The following is a 15,914-nucleotide window of genomic DNA, read 5'->3' on the forward strand; positions in this document are numbered from 1 at the left end:
CCGGCTCCGTCGGTGCCGTCCTGCCGGTCGACAAACGTTCCCGCCGTCACTCGTACAGCACCGATTCCGAATCTCGGATACTCACCCCTGAAGGAACCAACATGTCGCAAATCATCGGATCGGGGGAGGGGCGGGCCGTATCGGGTGCCCGCTCCGTGGTCCTCACCTGCCTGGCCATCACCATCCTCGACGGTGTCGACCTCATCATGTTCGGCGCAGTGCTGCCGACGCTGCTGGAGACCGAACAGTGGGGGATCACCACAGCAACAGCAGGACTGATCGGAAGTCTGTCCCTGTTCGGGATGATGGCCGGCGCCATGCTGGCCGGTTACCTCACCGATCGGATCGGTCGGCGGCCCGTTGTGCTCGCCTGCATCGTGAGCTTCAGCCTGTTCACCGGATTGTGCGCCATCGCTCCGAACCTGGAGGCGTTCGGTCTCTTCCGGTTGCTGGCGGGGCTCGGTTTCGGTGGAGCGCTCCCCACTCTCATCGCTCTCACACAGGAATACGTCAAGGTCGACCGACGGCAGTTCTACAACGGTGTCATCCAGACCGGCTTCCCCATCGGGGGTGTTCTGGTATCCGTTGCCGCCATCTTCATGATCCCGGCGTTCGGTTGGAAGGCGATGTTCGCAGCGGGTGGTCTTCTCGGCATCGTGTTGTTGGTGGTTGCATTCCGGTACCTGCCCGAGTCCATCGCCTTCCTCACCGGTAAGGGCCGCCACGAAGAGGCGCGCGCACTGGCGCAGCGGTACGCGATCGATGCGGGTGCCGAATCGGGCATGGCACTCGATCGGTCGCACAGCACGGGTGCAGCGCCGAAGTCCGGCCTGAAACTGCTGCTCGCCCCGGGCTTCCGGATCGCGACGATCATGTTCCCGCTCATCACCTTCTTCGGCCTGCTCGTCTCGTACGGCATGAACACCTGGATCCCTCAGATGCTGCGGGCTTCCGGCTACGATCTCGGATCGGCACTGACGTTCCTGCTCGCCTTCAACCTCGGCAGCGGGATCGGCATGGTCGTCATCACGGGTCTCGCCGACCGGCTGGGCTCCCGCCCGGTGATTTCGGTGAGCTTCATCGGTGGTGCGCTGGCGGTCTCGGCGCTGACGCTCCAGCCGGCGCAGGCGATCGTGTTCGGATTGGTTCTGCTGATCGGCTTCTGCGCCTCGTCCACGACGGGTGTCTACGGCTTCGTCGGGGTCTACTATCCGGCGGCGGCTCGTGGCACGGCGCTCGGGCTGGCGGTGGGTCTCGGGCGGTTGGGTGGCGTCTGTGGCCCCATCCTCACCGGCCTGATCATGAGTTCCGCCCTCGGAGCGGACTGGGCCTTCTACGCATTCGCGTTCGCCGGAGTTGCCGCAGCGGTACTGGTGGCACTTGTTCCCCGGAGGAATCGGGCCGATCGCGAGACACCCACGGTCGTCGACAGGGCCACCGAGCCGGCTTGAGCGCGACCCGTTCCGACAACCCAGGAGGGTGTTGTGTTCGATCTCTTGATCAAGAACGGCACGATCGCCGACGGTAGTGGCGAACCTGCCGTGGTGCGTGATGTGGCGATCGCCGACGGCAGGATCGTCGCAGTCGAGCCGAAGATCGCTGGGGATGCCCGTGAAGTGATCGACGCGACCGGCAAGCTGGTCACTCCCGGGTTCATCGATGTGCACACTCACTACGACGGTCAGCTCACGTGGGACTCCGAGCTGCTTCCGTCGTCGGGGCACGGCGTGACAACTGTTGTCACCGGCAACTGCGGAATCGGATTTGCCCCTGTTCGCAAGGGATCCGAGGATTGGCTGGTTGCCCTGACCGAGGGCGTGGAGGACATTCCCGGCTCAGCTCTCCACGACGGCATCACATGGGGCTGGGAGACCTTTCCGCAGTACCTGGACGTCCTCGCCGACCGTGAGTTCGCGGTAGATGTGGCCACCCAGGTTCCCCACAGTGCAGTCCGTGCATATGTGCTGGGAAGCCGCGCGGAAACGGACGAATCGGCTACCGACGAGGAGATCGCCGAGATCGCTCGCATCGTCGGCGAGGGTATCGGTGCAGGTGCGGTGGGCGTCGGTACTTCCCGGGTGGCGGCACACCGCGGGTCGGGTGGTGGGATCCTCCCGGGTACCAGGGCTGCGGAGGAGGAGTTGCTCGCCATGGCCTGCGCGATGCGTGATGCGGGTGGTGGTGTGTTCCAGTTGGTGCCCTCCGGGGTCGCCGGGGGTGTAGAGGGGCAGCCCGGCGAACAGTATCGGGCCGGGCTGGGTCGGCGTGATGCCAACACGCTCTCGTCGGAGATCGAGATGATGCGACGACTGCACCGGGCAACCGGGCAATCAATCACCTTCACCTTCGCCGAAAACCTCACGCTCGGCGCAGAGGAGTTCACGAAGGCTCGTGCTCTTGTTGCGGAAGCGGGCAGATCCGGCGAACGCATCTACCCTCAGGTGGCGCCCAGGGCGATCGGCGGTCTGATCTCACTGGCGACCTACCACCCGTTCATGGGGCGTCCCGGGTATGTCGAGATCGCGGATCTTCCGTTGCCCGAGCGGGCACGCCGGATGTCGGAGCCGTCGGTGAAGGCACGGATCCTGGCGGAAGAGGACCTGCCCGTCGACTCCGGTGACCCGCGCAAACACACTCACCTGACGCTGCAGCGCAACCTCGCGAACATTTACAGCCTCCAGGATCTCGACTACGAACCGGACCCGAGCACGTCGATGGCGGAACGCGGGCGGCTCGAAGGGCGGGACCCGCTCGAGGTTCTCTACGACCAGCTGATCGCCGACGAGGGGCGTGCAATCCTCATCTGGTTCGCGACCGGCTTCCTTCACGGAAATCTGAACCGGATCGGTGAGTTTCTCGCCGATCCCCAGTACGTGATGGGTCTCGGAGACGGGGGAGCGCACGTTGCCTTCATCTGTGATGCAAGCTTCCCGACATTCCTGTTGTCGCACTGGGGGTTGCGTCGCCGGGGGCCACGGTTTGCGATCGAGGGTCTGGTCCGCAAGCTCACGAAAGATCTGGCCGACCTGTACGGGTTCGACGACCGTGGCACGTTGGCCGTCGGTAAGCGCGCCGATCTGAATGTCATCGACCTCGCGAGGTTGTCGTTGACGGCACCGCGGCTCGTCGCAGATCTGCCGTCGGGCGCCGAGCGGTTCATTCAGGAAGCGCGCGGCTACGTGGCCACGGTGGTCGCGGGCGTTGTGACGAGACGGGACGACCGGGACACGGGGGCGCGGCCGGGCCGGCTCTATCGAAGGAGGTCGGCGACCGTCCCCGATTCGGTGGTTGTGCAATCTACTCCCGTTAGATAACTTGGTGTGACGCCGCTCACGGACGTCGGTGCTTCCGGGCTTCTCGGTCGCGGACGTGCGGAGGGCGTCGCGATTGCACTGAAGGCGTGGAAAGGCTGTCCGGGATGAGAATGAAGACGAGATTGAGTTGTCCGTGCGGCGTAGCGATCACCGGCGTCGACGAAGACGATCTGGTGACGAAAACCCAGGCGCACCTGAGTGAGTCGCATCCGGGGATGGAGTACTCGCGCGACGAGATTCTGTTCATCGCGTACTGAAGACCTCGCGTACCGAACACCGTGGTCGGTTCGCCGACGGTCCGGCCGTCGGCGACCACCGTGTCTTCGCGGGTTGGTCCTGCTCTGGTGGCGTCACGGCGCCGAGCCGTAGCGATTGACCGGAGAGGCCCGGAGAGGCACTGTCGTCCAACAACTTCCATTCATCTGTCACAGGTTCGAACAGAGGAGAGTCGATGAAACTCGAAGGCAAGGTCGCGCTGATCACCGGTGCAGGATCCGGGTTGGGGCGTGAGGCGTCGCAGCTGTTCGCGGCGGAAGGCGCGAAGATCGCGGTCGTCGACATCGATCCGGAGCGTGCCAAGGGCACGGTCGAGTTGGTCGAGAAGCAGGGTGGCACGGCCATCGCGGTCACCGCGGACGTGCGGGTGGAGCAGCAGGTGATCGACTCCGTGGCCGCGACGGTTGCGGCATTCGGCAAGCTCGACATCGCGTGGGCCAACGCGGGCATCGTGTCGCGTGGCGGTGTGCCGTCGGTCGCCGGTGGCGAGCAGGTCGAGTTCCAGGATCTGACGGATGCGGACTGGCAGGACGTCATCGGCGTCAACCTGTCGGGTGTGTTCTACACCGCGAAGGCCGCCGTGCCGGCACTGCGGGCCAACGGTGGTGGCGTCATTCTGGCGACCTCGTCGGCCGCGTCGTTCGTCGCATACCACAGCATCGCGGCATACTCCGCGACGAAAGCCGGTGTGAACGGGATGGTTCGGGGTCTGAGTCTGGATCTGGGCAAGTACGGGATCCGAGTCAACGCGATCGCCCCGACGCACGGAATGTCGCCGAACTTCCTGGCCCCGGCGGGTACGCCGGTGGTGGGGCAGTCGTACGAAGAGGTGGCAGGCCCTTGGGATCCGACCGTGTCGCCGATTCCGCTCAAGCTCAATCGTCCGCCGTCGCTGAAAGACAATGCGCGCGCAGCGCTCTTCCTGGTGTCGGACGAGTCGGCGTACATCTCGGGTGTCACGCTGCCGACGACCGATGGCGGCACGCTCTCCCGCGTGGCGATGATGTTCCCGGAGGACGGGAACAATCCTCCGCCGATGGTCACCGGCGAAGAGTAACGATCATGACTGCCCACGACACGGAAACGAAGCGCGGTACGCGCCGCCTCGTCGTGGATCGGTCGGTGTGCGCGGGCCACGGCCTGTGCTACAGCCGTTCCCCCGAGGTTGTCGACTGTGACGACTCCGGCTATCCGGTGATCCTCCAGGACATACTCGAGCTCGAGGAGCACATCGCGGCTGCCGAGGAGGCCGTCGCGGTGTGCCCCGAGCGAGCGTTGACGCTCGAATTCTCCTGAATTGCTCCGAAATACATCTGCTACCAAGGCGGACAGCATGACCGTGACAGACGACCGGTCGACACCCGTGGTCGACTTCGACATCTACGATCCGACACTCGCATACCCGGTGGACACCGTGCAGGAGAAGGTCGCCGAACTGGCGGCCAAGGGGCCTGTGGTCTACTCGACCGCGCACGGCGGCCACTGGATCGTCACCCGCTACAAGGAAGCCCACGAGGTGCTCCGCAACCCGGAGACCTTCTCGAGCTATCCGAACAACCTCGTCAATGCGGGCGACGGCAAATTCCTCCCGCTCGAACTGGATCCGCCGGAGCACACCGCCTACCGGGTGGCGCTGCAACCACTCTTCTCGCCCAATCGGATGAAGGCACTCACCGAGCAGATCCGCGCGGTGGTCAACGAGCTCATCGACGGATTTGCGGGTGACGGTGAGGCCGAATTCATTTCGGCGTTCGCACACGAGCTGCCCACCCGTGTGTTCCTGGCCTTGATGGACTGGCCGCTGGAGGACGCACCCATGTTCACCGAAGCCACCGACATCGCACTGATGGGTAAACCCGGTGCGAGTGAGGAAGAGTCCGCGCAGGCCCGCGCCGAAGCCGCGCAACAGATGTTCGGGTACTTCCAGAAGATTGTCGACGAGCGCCGCGCCAACCCGGGCGACGACGTCACGTCTGTCCTCATCCACACCGAGATCGACCTCGCCGACGGCAAGCGGTTGCTCACGGACGAAGAACTCACGCGCATGTTCTTCCTGCTGCTCATCGCGGGATTGCACACCGTGCAGGGATCATTGGCATGGGCGATCATCCATCTGGTCAACCGCCCCGGCCAGCGCGCGGCGCTGATCGCCGACGACGGGCTGATTCCCAGTGCGGTCGAGGAGATCCTTCGGATCGAAGCCGCGGTCGTCATGGGCCGGCGTGCGACACGCGACGTCGAACTCGGGGGAGTTCGGATCAAGGAGGGCGACCAGCTCATCGTCATGCTGTGCTCGGCCAACCGCGACGCCGACGAGTTCGACGATCCGGACACTCTGGATCTCGAGCGGACTCCCAATCGCCACTTGTCGTTCGGTGCGGGGCCGCACCGATGCCTGGGCTCGCACCTCGCACGACTCGAGCTGTCGATTGCACTCGAAGAACTGCACCGGAGGATCCCCGACTACGAACTGGTCGAATCCGATCCGCCGGTCCTGCACGCCACCCAGGTTCGCGGGTGCCTGCGCCTCCCGATCAAGTTCACTCCGGCGTCCTGATCGTCGGAACTTTCCGTGCCACCCGATCGGCGTATCGATCCTTCACGAACCCCGTGGACGATCGATGCGCCGATCGGCGTTCGAAGGGAGTTCTACTTGACTACTCACGACATCGCAACGGATCTGACGGTCGACTTCGACGTCTACGATCCTGCCCTTGCCGCGCCGGTCGACGTCTTCCAACAGAAGGCCGCCGAACTCCGCGTCCGAGGTCCGATCCTCTACTCTCCGCACTACGGCGGGCATTGGATCGTCACGCGCTACGCAGACATCTTCCGTATTCTGCGTGACGCCGAGACGTTCTCCAGCTATCCGAACAATCTCGTCGACGCCGGCCAGGGCAAATTCATCCCCGTCGAGATCGATCCCCCCGAGCACACGCAGTATCGGCAAGCGCTCCAGCCGCTGTTCGGACCGGCGCGAATGAAGGAGCTCGAGCCGCAGATCCGCGCGATCATCAACGAACTGATCGACGGCTTCGCGTCCGCAGGGCGATGTGAATTCGTCGCCGAGTTCGCGCATGCGCTGCCGACCCGTGTCTTCCTGACTCTCATGGGCTGGCCCCTCGCCGACGCCGAACGGTTCACCGAGTGGACCGATACTGCGCTCCAGGGTATTCCGGGGGCGTCCGAAGAAGAATCCGCCAAAGCGCGTGCCGAAGCGGCGGCGAGCGTGTTCGAGTACTTCGGTGCCTTCGTGGACCGGGTGCGGTCGGGGCAAGAAGACGCCGACAGCATCACCGCGCAGATCATCAACACGCCGATCCGCATGGATGGAGTCGAGCGGCACCTCACGGACGAGGAACTGCGTCGCATGTTCTTCCTGCTGCTCATCGCGGGACTGCATACGGTGCAGGGTTCACTCGGCTGGGCCATGGTGCACCTCGCGAACAACCCGGCGCAGCGGCAAGCACTCATCGACGACAGTGGTCTGGTGCCGGACGCGGTCGAGGAGATTCTTCGCATCGAAGCGGCCGTCAGCATGGGGCGCAGGGCCACCCGCGACGTCGAGATCGCCGGTGTGCAGGTCAAGCAAGACGATCAACTGCTGCTGTTGCTGTGCTCGGCCAACCGCGACGATGCCGAGTTCGACGATCCCGACGCGTTCGTGATCGATCGTGGGCCCAACCGGCACCTGTCGTTCGGGGCGGGCCCGCACCGTTGCCTGGGATCGCATCTCGCCCGTCTGGAGTTGACGCTGGCAATGGAGGAGATCCACCGCCGGATCCCCGATTACGCTCTGGTCCAGAGTGATCCGCCGCTCATGCACGGCACGTCGGTGCGGGGATGCGTGCGGCTGCCCCTCACCTTCACACCGGAATCCTGATCCGTAAGAGGGGGCGGGACCCGATCGGTCGGGTCCCGCCCCTTATTCCTTGGTGGATCAGGCCTTCATCAGATCGCGATGGATGATTTCCTTCATGATCTCGTTGGTGCCGCCGTAGATGCGCTGGATCCGGGCGTCGATGAACGCCTTGGCAACCGGGTACTCCATCATGTAGCCGTAGCCGCCGTGGAACTGGACGCCGGCGTCGATGACACGGCCCTGCAGCTCGGTGGCCCACAGCTTCGCCTTCGACGCATCCACCGCGGTGAGGGTGCCCTTGTTGTACTCGCGCACACACCGGTCGATGTAGGTGCGGGAAACTTCCACTGCCGTCTGCAATTCCGCGAGGGTGAAACCCATGCCCTGGAATTCGCCGATGCGCTTGCCGAACGCGGTCCGCTCCTTGACATAGTCGAGCGTCCAGCTCATGACGGCCTCCGCGGACATCTGCGCGGCGATTCCGATGCCGAGCCGTTCGAGCGGCAGGCTCTGCATCAGATATCCGAAGCCCTGGCCGAGCTCTCCGAGCAGGTTCTCCTTCGGGACGCGCACGTCCTCGAAGAAGAGTTCGGCGGTGTCCTGGGCGTGCAGGCCGACCTTGTCGAGTTTGCGGCCGCGGGTGAAGCCGGGCATGCCCTCTTCGACGACGAAGAGGCTGAATCCCCGGGATCCCGCCTGGGGATCGGTCTTCGCGAAGACGATGACCAGGTCCGCGAGGATACCGCTGGTGATGAACGTCTTGGAGCCGTTGAGGATCCAGTGGTCGCCGTCGGCCACCGCGCTGGTGGTGATGCCGCGGAGGTCGCTTCCGGCGGCGGGTTCGCTCATCGCGATCGCGCCGATCGTCTCACCGGTGACGAACCCCGGCAGCCAGCGCTGCTTCTGCTCGTCGTTGGCGTGCCGGAGCAGGTAGTTGAGGACGATGTCGTCGTTGGTCGAGAAGCCGGACTGCAGGGCCGACGCACCGACCCGCGCGATCTCGGACTGGATCACGACGCGGAAGCGGTAGTCCGACTCGCCGGGGCCGCCGTACTGTTCCGGCACGCTCAGTCCGAGCAGGCCCTGCTTGCCGGCGGCGAGCCAGGTGTCCCGGTCGATGAGCCGGTCGGCATCCCACTTCTCCAGATTGGGTACGACGTGCTTGTCGACGAAACCCCGAACCGAATCGCGGAACAGTTCATGGTCGTGTTCGAAGAGATCGCTCTCCACGTAAAGCCTCCTGGTGGCGGGGCGCCCGCAGGCGCCCCGCCGTCGTGTTCGGGATCAGTTCTCGCTGACCAGTTTCTGGATCTCGCGCCGGAAGACCTGGTTGGCGACCTCGTTCCGGCCGAGGAGCATGTTGCCGGCGTTGGCGCTGGCCATGGCCCGCTGCGAATCGCGCAGGATCGGGAAGTCCTCGTTGTGGAGGACGGCGATGAGGATTTCGACGTTCTTGTCCCAGAGCCGGTTCCAGCGCTCCTCGGTCATTCCGCTGTCCTCGACCGTCGGGCAGATCAAACGGATCTCCATGCGGCACAACTGTGGGTCGCTCGGATGCGGGCGGAAGGTGAGCAGCTGGAAGTGGTCGGGCTGGCGGAGCAGGGTGCTGTTGGGCCCGATGAAGTGGGTCTCGGTGGTGTGCTCGGCCAGGCTGCGGTCGCCGGGATCCTCCTCGATCCACCGGTCGATGGTCTTGCGCAGGTTCATGAACCGGCAGTGGTGACCGAAGTCCTCGAAGGACATCACGTTGGTGTGGATGTGCTTGGCGGCAGTGTTCGGGTGCGCGTACTGGATGTGGTAGCCGTCGAGGAACGCGTCCTGCATCAGCTTCCAGTTGACGGGCTCCTCGAACACCTGGACGCGGGTGCTCACCAGCTTGTCGAGGTTCTGCGAGGCCAGGATGGCATCCATCTCGGGTCCGAGCCAATCCGCGACGTCGATGGTGGCGTCGGCGTCGTCCACGACCCAGATGAAGCCGTGCCGTTCCTCGGTGGGGAGCTGGACGAGGTTGCGCTGGTCCCGGTCGGCCTCACCGAAGGTGTTGTCACGGGTGATCGTGCGCAGCGTGCCGTCGGTGTCGTACGACCAGCGGTGGTACGGGCAGGAGAAGAGGCGGCAACGACCCTTCTCCTCCTTCTCGACCATGGCTCCGCGGTGGCGGCACTGGTTGACGAGAGTCTTGACGCTGCCGTCGCGCTGACGGACGACGATGACGTTGTTGCGCGGCATCTGGAGGGTGAAGAAGTCGCCCGCGCGAGGGATCTCGGACCCGTGCGCGACGATCGTCGGAACACGGCCGAACACGCGATCACGTTCGAGCTTGGCCGTTGCCGGGTCGACGAATTCGCCCGGTTCGAACCAGGTGACGTGCTCGTACTCGTCGGTGGTGTCGTTGCGCAGATGGTCGAGGGCACGGCGGATGCGTTCCTCGCGGGGAATTCCGACCTCTGTCATTGCTGCCTCCGGGCGGTGGTTCGGATCGATGGCGCTAAATCTAACTCAAGTAGATTTAAGTGTAAACCCTGGGGAGGTCGCCGGGGGCGTTTCGGTCATTGCGGCCGTATACCGATGGGCATTAGATTTACGACAACGAACCGGCAGATGAGGAGCGGACAGGATGATCTCGTATCAGTGGTGTTCGGAACTGGATCCCGACGATCGCGACGAGGTGCTGGCGCTGGTTGCCACGGCCGCCGAGTACGACGAGGAAGCGGGCTTCTCCCGGATCCACGCCGCCGACGTCACCTCGACGAGCCGCGACGGCGTGCGGGTGTACCACCTGCCTATCAAGGCACGCCGCGACCTGAGTGCCCGGGAGGACGCCCCGCTGGTGATCGTGGCGTACCTGCACCTGCACGTCGACGACGAGGGGCTCGGCACGGTGCAGTTCGTGGTCCATCCGGACTATCGGTCGCGCGGGGTGGCCACGATGCTCGTCGAGGAGATCGGCCTGGACACGACCGGGGACGGCGGCTGGGAAGGCACCGGCGCCGTGGCCCTGCGCTGCTGGGCGTACAGCACCCACCCTGCGTCCGAGCGGCTCACGCGACGGTTCGGCATCCCGGCGGTGAGCAGGCTCTGGACGCTGTTCCGGCACCTGTCCGGGCCGTTCGCGGTACCGCTCGACGAGGTGGCCGCGCCCGAGGGCATCGCGATCGGCGAGCCGCGGCCGCTCGGGGACGCGGCGGTGTCGAAGGCGATCGACGAGGTGCTGGACTCGGCGTCGCTGGTGCCCGCCCAGCGTGAACGTCTCGCCGACGAGATCCGCCTCGGGTCCGGCAGCGTCGTCGTCGCGACCGATCCGTCCGGGGCGTGCGTGGGATTCGTCTGGTACGACCCCGCCCTGTTCACGCACAACGAATTGGATGCGGCCCCGATCCGAGCCCTCGTCCTCACCGAGGCCGCCCGGGGCGCGGGCGTCGGGACGGCCCTGCTCACGACCGCGCTCGGAGCGCTCCGCGAGGCGCGGGCGCAGATCGCCCTGATCCGCATCGATCCCGACGACGCGTCGGCGGTGCGCATGTGCCGGCTGATGGCGTTCGAGCAGGAGGACGAGCACTCCTGCTACCAGGTCGGCGAGTGGGCCGAGGTGCCCAGCTTCTGATCCTGCCGCACCTGGTGAGACGGAGGTTGTGCGCGAAATCCTCGGGGATATCGCACGCAACCTCCCTCTCATCTGTTGGAGACTTCGACTACGAGACAAATAACGAAGTGTGTTCGGTGTTGACCTAAAGGCTGTAGGCAACTACCGTCTGTGGTGTGGTTCACAGGCGATGAGGTGAGTCACCGCATTCATCGCATTCATCCGTTGTCCCGCACCGCAGTCGGGACGTGCAATCCGCGAAGGAACAATCATGGGTCGACTCGAAGGCAAGGTCGCTTTCATCACCGGAGCGGCGCGGGGTCAGGGGCGTTCACACGCCGTCCGGCTCGCCGAAGAGGGCGCGTCGATCATCGCGATGGACATCTGCGATCAGATCCCCACCGTGTTCTATCCGATGGCCACCAGCGACGATCTCGCCGAGACCGAGCGTCTGGTCAAGGAGGCCGGAGGCTCGATCGTCACGTCGGTGGGCGATGTCCGCAATCTCGAGGATGTCCAGCGGGCTTACGACGCGGGCATCGCGCAGTTCGGCAAGGTCGACATCGTGCTGCCCAACGCCGGCATCATGCCGGTCATCGGACCCGGTGAGCAGCGCCAGGCCTGGCACGACGCGATCGACACCATGCTCACCGGTGTGTGGCACGTGCTCGAGGTGACGGTGCCGGATCTCGTCCAGCGAGGCGAGGGCGGATCGATCATCATCACGAGCTCCGCCGCCGGCCTCACGAGCATCGGCCTGAACACCCTACCCGGTCAGGTCGGATACACTGCCGCCAAGCACGGCGTCGTCGGACTCATGCGCATCTACGCGAAACAGCTGGCTCCGCACAGCATCCGGGTGAACACCATCCACCCGACCGGCGTGAACACCCCGATGGTCGCCAACGCCGAATACGGGGAATTCCTCACCGCCAATCCCGATGTGGCCGCGGACGAGTCCTACAAGAACCCGATGCCGGTCGAGCTGATCGAGGCCGTCGACATCAGCAACGCCATCGTCTACCTCGCCTCCGACGAGGGCCGCTACGTCACCGGTGTCACGTTCCCCGTCGACGCCGGCTACAACATCCGCTGAAGCGAAGGAGCTTTCACGCATGTCCACCACCGAAGCCACGACATCGACGATCCCGGCGATCGCCGACCGCGAGCAGGTGTTCATCGGCGGTCGCTGGGTCGACTCGACCGGCGACGAATGGGTCGACGTCGTCGACTCGTTCTCCGAGGAGAAGGTTGCGCGGGTACGCACCGCTACCGTCGACGACGTAGCCAAAGCGGTTGCAGCGGCGCGTGAGTCGTTCGACAAGGGCGAGTGGGCGTCGCGCACCATGGCCGAACGCGCCGATGTCATCGACGAGATCGCCGATCGCCTCGAACAGCGCCTCGACGAACTGACCACCATCGGCGTCGTCGAGGTCGGCGTCCCCGTGAGTGTCAGCGGACCCACCCAGCAGATGATCGGTGGTCTGTTCCGGGCGGTTGCCGCGGTGGCCCGCACGTTCGAGACCAGCGAGGAGCGTCCCCGCGCCGGCGGTGGCGTGTCCCGCATCGTCAAGGAGCCGACGGGTGTGGTCGCCGCGATCATCCCGTGGAACGGCCCGGTCGGCACGATCGCGTTCAAGCTCGCCCCGGCGCTCGCGGCCGGCTGCTCGGTCGTGCTCAAGACCGCTCCGGAGGCACCGCTCTCACCGTCCGTGTTCGCGGACGTCATCGCCGAGCTGGTCGCGGAAGGACGTATCCCCGAAGGCGTCGTGAGCGTGCTGTGCGCCGATCGTGAGGTGTCGGAGACCCTCGTCACCAACCCGGACGTCGACCACATCACGTTCACCGGCAGCACCGCCGCGGGCCGTCGCATCATGTCGCTGGCGAGCGAGCGCATCGCGCGGGTCTCCCTCGAACTCGGCGGCAAGTCCGCGGCGATCATCCTCGACGACGCCGACATCAACCACGTGCTGCAGACGCTGCCCATGGGTGGCTGCATGCAGTCGGGTCAGGCCTGCATCGCCCTCACCCGCGTCCTCGTCTCCCGCAATCGGCACGACGAGGTGATCGAAGCGCTGAAGGCCGCGTACGGCGCCCTGCCGATGGGCAACCCGTGGGAGCCGACCAACTTCCTCGGCCCGCTCGCGTCGAAGCGTCAGCAGGACCGCGTCCTCGGGTACATCGACATCGCCAAGGAGGAAGGCGCCAAGGTCGTCCTCGGCGGCGGACGTCCGGAGGGCTTCGACAAGGGCTTCTTCGTCGCACAGACGCTGCTCGACGACGTGGCACCCGATTCCCGCATCGCGCAGGAAGAGGTCTTCGGGCCGGTCATCTCGGTGATCACCTACGAGGACGAGGAGGACGCGATCGCGATCGCCAACAACTCGATGTACGGCCTGTCGGGTGCGGTGTACACCGAGGACATCGACCACGGCTTCGACGTGGCGCGGCGCATCCGCACCGGAACCATCAGCGTGAACACCGCGACGATGGACTTCACCCTGCCGTTCGGCGGCTACAAGCAGTCCGGCCTCGGCCGGGAAGGCGGCATCGAGGGCCTCGAGGAGTTCTTCGAGACCAAGACCGTCCACATGCCTGCCTGACACGGCTCCACAAAGGCGACGCCCCCGCGGATTCGATCCGCGGGGGCATCGTTGCGCTTGTCGCCCTATTCAGTTCGCCGAAACCGTCAGTTCCTCGGTCTGCCCGGCCGGCTCGCTGCGCATCACCCCGTACAGGAAACTGCGGATCATCTCCTCGAACAGCTGGCGGGAGGTGAACTCGTTCTCGGCGAGAGCCCGGGCGAGCAGCGGCTGCGATTCCGGATCGACGTGGGGGAAGATCGTGTTCTTCGTGCTCGGCTTGCGCATGGCCTCGGTCAGCACCGCACCGAGGGTCAGCCGCTCCATGCCGTCGAGAATCTGGACGTGCAGGCGGGCCGGTACCCCGGACTTCTCCAGGAACTGCGCGGTGTCCTCGTAGCTGCCGATCAGCAGGTCGCGGGGAAGGTATTGCAGCAGGATCGGTGCGGCGTTGCGATGCTTGAGGATCGACTTGCGGAAGTTCGAACTCAGGGTCACGAAGTACTCGGGCCATCCCGGGCCGGGCTTGCGCCGTGGCAGCGGGATGTTGCCGGCGATCTCCTGCGCGACCGCGGCGAGGATCTCCGACTTGTCGGCGAAATGGTGGTAGAGGGACGGCGCCCGCACCCCGAGGTGCTTCGCCAGGCGCGGCAGGCTGAACGCATCGAGTCCCTCGGAGTCGATGATCTCGATGGACGCGGCCACCGCGGACGCGCGACTGATGAGAGGCTTCGACGGTCGGGCCATCATTCGCTTTCGGCTAGTACGGTCCTCCGGGCGGGTCCGCCCGGAGGGTGCAAGAAATGGTATCGGTTCCAGCAGGGCCGGTGGTCACGCGGTGAGCACGGTCTCGTCGAGGAACTCCACCAGGCCCCGGCTCAGCACGTCGTTGTCGTCGCCGCCCACCATGTGCCCTGCTCCGCCGACGTCGATGTGCCGTGCCCCGGGGATCAGTTCGAGCAGTTCGCGCGCACCCTCGGTGCTGACCACATCCGACTGCGCCCCGCGAATGAGCAGGGTCGGCACCGTGACCCCGCGAGCGGCGGCCCGTGCACGTGCTTCGCGCTCGGCGGCGGCTTCCGGAAGGTTCGTCCGGTGGGACAGCATCCGCGGGTCCCAGTGCCAGTACCAGCGGCCGTCCCGTTCACGCAGGTTCTTGCGCAGTCCCTCCAGCCGCGGAGGGCGGCTCCGGTGCGGGTTGTAGGCGATCACCGCGTCGAGCGCGTCGTGCAGGCTGTCGAAGCCGGCGAGTCCCGCCCGCATGAATCCGGTGATCTTGGCCAGGCCCTCGGGTTCGGATTTCGGGGTGATGTCCACCAGCACCAGTGCCCGGGCGAGTCCGGGGTCGTCTCCCGCGGCGATGAGCGAGGCCATTCCGCCCATCGACGCACCCACGAGTACCGGTGGTTCCCCGAGTTCGTCGGCGATCGTGCGGATGTCGCGGGCGTGCGCATCGCTGCTGTAGTCGCCGTCCTGGGCCCAGTCGCTGTCGCCGTGCCCGCGCGCGTCGACGGCGTAGGCGCGCCAGCCTCGAGTTGCGAGGCGGATTCCGGTGCGCTGCCACGAGTGCCGTGTCTGCCCGCCCCCGTGCAGCAACAGGACCGTGCCTTTCTGCTCGGAGGCCGGTTCCCAGAGATCGGCGGCCAGTGAAACCCGGTCGCCGCGAAGTCTTGTCGTGCTGGTGGAGATCGTCATCGTGGTGTTGTCCTTGGTCGTCGGAATCAGTGCCCCGGAAAGATCAGTGTCCGGAAGTGCCGCCGTCGACGGCGAGCGTCGATCCGGTGATGTAGCCGGAGGCACGGCTGGCGAGGAACACGACAGCGGCGTCGATCTCGCGCTGCGTGGCGGTGCGACCGAGCGAGCAGCCACGCAGGAACTCCGCGAGCGTATCCGACGACATCTCGGAGATCAGGTCGGTCTCGACGAAACCGGGTGCGATCGCGTTGACGCGGATGCCTTTTCGCTGCGACCACTGGTGGGACAGATCCCGGGTGAGGCCGATGAGACCGGCCTTGCTCGCCGCGTAGGCGGCCTGGGGGAGAACCGACTTGACCAGACCGAGCATGCTCGCGACATTCACGATGCTCGAACCGGGGTTCATCACGCGGCCGCATGCCTGCGCCGCCCAGTAGGCGCCGAACAGATTCACGTCCATGACGGCGCGGAAATCTTCGGGCCGCTCGCGTGTCGAGGGTGCGGAATGGGTGACGCCGGCGTTGTTGACCAGGATGTCCAGGCGGCCGAACTCGGCGATTGTGGCTTCGGCGAGTGCGGTGCACTGCTCGGGGTCGGTGACG

15 protein-coding genes are annotated in these 15,914 nt (G+C 65.7%); 10 read left to right on the forward strand and 5 right to left on the reverse strand.

Going from position 1 to position 15,914, the window contains the following annotated elements; translation table 11 throughout:
- Positions 1–20: 20 nt before the first annotated feature.
- The 7 genes from ACN675_RS07930 to ACN675_RS07960 all read left to right on the forward strand — a co-directional run bounded on the left by ACN675_RS07930 (position 21) and on the right by ACN675_RS07960 (position 7,473).
- The gene (locus ACN675_RS07930) at positions 21–1,451 is read left to right on the forward strand and encodes an MFS transporter (protein WP_197251439.1); all 1,431 of its coding nucleotides are present in this window, start codon (positions 21–23) and stop codon (positions 1,449–1,451) included.
- 33 nt (positions 1,452–1,484) lie between these two features.
- On the forward strand, positions 1,485–3,314 hold the full coding sequence (locus tag ACN675_RS07935; protein ID WP_420750329.1) for an N-acyl-D-amino-acid deacylase family protein: 1,830 nt from the start codon (positions 1,485–1,487) through the stop codon (positions 3,312–3,314).
- A 104-nt stretch (positions 3,315–3,418) separates the two neighbouring features.
- Complete coding sequence (locus tag ACN675_RS07940) at positions 3,419–3,571, forward strand: DUF1059 domain-containing protein (RefSeq protein WP_420750330.1); 153 nt, start codon at positions 3,419–3,421, stop codon at positions 3,569–3,571.
- Positions 3,572–3,765: 194 nt separating this feature from the next.
- A complete protein-coding gene (locus ACN675_RS07945; protein ID WP_197251393.1) occupies positions 3,766–4,647 on the forward strand; it encodes an SDR family NAD(P)-dependent oxidoreductase in 882 nt (293 codons plus the stop codon).
- A 5-nt stretch (positions 4,648–4,652) separates the two neighbouring features.
- On the forward strand, positions 4,653–4,886 hold the full coding sequence (locus ACN675_RS07950; protein ID WP_420750331.1) for a ferredoxin: 234 nt from the start codon (positions 4,653–4,655) through the stop codon (positions 4,884–4,886).
- Between the two features lie 37 nt (positions 4,887–4,923).
- The gene (locus tag ACN675_RS07955; RefSeq protein ID WP_197251391.1) at positions 4,924–6,147 is read left to right on the forward strand and encodes a cytochrome P450; all 1,224 of its coding nucleotides are present in this window, start codon (positions 4,924–4,926) and stop codon (positions 6,145–6,147) included.
- A gap of 96 nt (positions 6,148–6,243) precedes the next feature.
- Positions 6,244–7,473 (forward strand): cytochrome P450, encoded by a 1,230-nt coding sequence (locus ACN675_RS07960; RefSeq protein WP_420750332.1) that lies wholly within the window; start codon positions 6,244–6,246, stop codon positions 7,471–7,473.
- Positions 7,474–7,530: 57 nt separating this feature from the next.
- Here the strand turns inward: ACN675_RS07960 and ACN675_RS07965 are convergent, their stop codons facing one another.
- Positions 7,531–8,682 carry an acyl-CoA dehydrogenase family protein gene (locus tag ACN675_RS07965; RefSeq protein ID WP_420750333.1) on the reverse strand — a complete coding sequence of 384 codons (1,152 nt, stop codon included), beginning with the start codon at positions 8,680–8,682 and terminating at the stop codon, positions 7,531–7,533.
- Positions 8,683–8,736: 54 nt separating this feature from the next.
- Entirely contained in the window at positions 8,737–9,906 is a 1,170-nt protein-coding gene (locus ACN675_RS07970; protein WP_420750334.1) for an aromatic ring-hydroxylating oxygenase subunit alpha, read from the reverse strand.
- Between the two features lie 163 nt (positions 9,907–10,069).
- Between ACN675_RS07970 and ACN675_RS07975 the strand changes: the two genes are divergently transcribed.
- The 3 genes from ACN675_RS07975 to ACN675_RS07985 all read left to right on the forward strand — a co-directional run bounded on the left by ACN675_RS07975 (position 10,070) and on the right by ACN675_RS07985 (position 13,638).
- Entirely contained in the window at positions 10,070–11,056 is a 987-nt protein-coding gene (locus ACN675_RS07975) for a GNAT family N-acetyltransferase (protein ID WP_420750335.1), read from the forward strand.
- 250 nt (positions 11,057–11,306) lie between these two features.
- On the forward strand, positions 11,307–12,131 hold the full coding sequence (locus ACN675_RS07980; RefSeq protein WP_420750336.1) for a mycofactocin-coupled SDR family oxidoreductase: 825 nt from the start codon (positions 11,307–11,309) through the stop codon (positions 12,129–12,131).
- Positions 12,132–12,150: 19 nt separating this feature from the next.
- The gene (locus ACN675_RS07985) at positions 12,151–13,638 is read left to right on the forward strand and encodes an aldehyde dehydrogenase (protein WP_420750337.1); all 1,488 of its coding nucleotides are present in this window, start codon (positions 12,151–12,153) and stop codon (positions 13,636–13,638) included.
- A 69-nt stretch (positions 13,639–13,707) separates the two neighbouring features.
- Here the strand turns inward: ACN675_RS07985 and ACN675_RS07990 are convergent, their stop codons facing one another.
- The 3 genes from ACN675_RS07990 to ACN675_RS08000 all read right to left on the reverse strand — a co-directional run.
- On the reverse strand, positions 13,708–14,364 hold the full coding sequence (locus ACN675_RS07990) for a TetR family transcriptional regulator (RefSeq protein WP_420750340.1): 657 nt from the start codon (positions 14,362–14,364) through the stop codon (positions 13,708–13,710).
- Positions 14,365–14,448: 84 nt separating this feature from the next.
- Complete coding sequence (locus ACN675_RS07995; protein ID WP_420750338.1) at positions 14,449–15,312, reverse strand: alpha/beta fold hydrolase; 864 nt, start codon at positions 15,310–15,312, stop codon at positions 14,449–14,451.
- Positions 15,313–15,355: 43 nt separating this feature from the next.
- Positions 15,356–15,914 (reverse strand): SDR family NAD(P)-dependent oxidoreductase (locus ACN675_RS08000; RefSeq protein ID WP_420750339.1); only part of this gene is annotated, 559 nt, incomplete at its 5' end.

It is taken from the genome of Rhodococcus sp. O3 (genome assembly GCF_048897285.1).
Classification (GTDB): Bacteria; Actinomycetota; Actinomycetes; order Mycobacteriales; family Mycobacteriaceae; genus Rhodococcus.

Bases quoted from the DNA above. Each gene is read 5' to 3' on its own strand.
- ACN675_RS07940 (WP_420750330.1), top strand. From the start codon at position 3,419: ATGAGAATGAAGACGAGATTGAGTTGTCCGTGCGGCGTAGCGATCACC.
- ACN675_RS07980 (WP_420750336.1), top strand. From the start codon at position 11,307: ATGGGTCGACTCGAAGGCAAGGTCGCTTTCATCACCGGAGCGGCGCGG.
- ACN675_RS07950 (WP_420750331.1), top strand. From the start codon at position 4,653: ATGACTGCCCACGACACGGAAACGAAGCGCGGTACGCGCCGCCTCGTC.
- ACN675_RS07985 (WP_420750337.1), top strand. From the start codon at position 12,151: ATGTCCACCACCGAAGCCACGACATCGACGATCCCGGCGATCGCCGAC.
- ACN675_RS07970 (WP_420750334.1), bottom strand. From the start codon at position 9,906: ATGACAGAGGTCGGAATTCCCCGCGAGGAACGCATCCGCCGTGCCCTC.
- ACN675_RS07995 (WP_420750338.1), bottom strand. From the start codon at position 15,312: ATGACGATCTCCACCAGCACGACAAGACTTCGCGGCGACCGGGTTTCA.
- ACN675_RS07955 (WP_197251391.1), top strand. From the start codon at position 4,924: ATGACCGTGACAGACGACCGGTCGACACCCGTGGTCGACTTCGACATC.
- ACN675_RS07945 (WP_197251393.1), top strand. From the start codon at position 3,766: ATGAAACTCGAAGGCAAGGTCGCGCTGATCACCGGTGCAGGATCCGGG.
- ACN675_RS07975 (WP_420750335.1), top strand. From the start codon at position 10,070: ATGATCTCGTATCAGTGGTGTTCGGAACTGGATCCCGACGATCGCGAC.
- ACN675_RS07990 (WP_420750340.1), bottom strand. From the start codon at position 14,364: ATGGCCCGACCGTCGAAGCCTCTCATCAGTCGCGCGTCCGCGGTGGCC.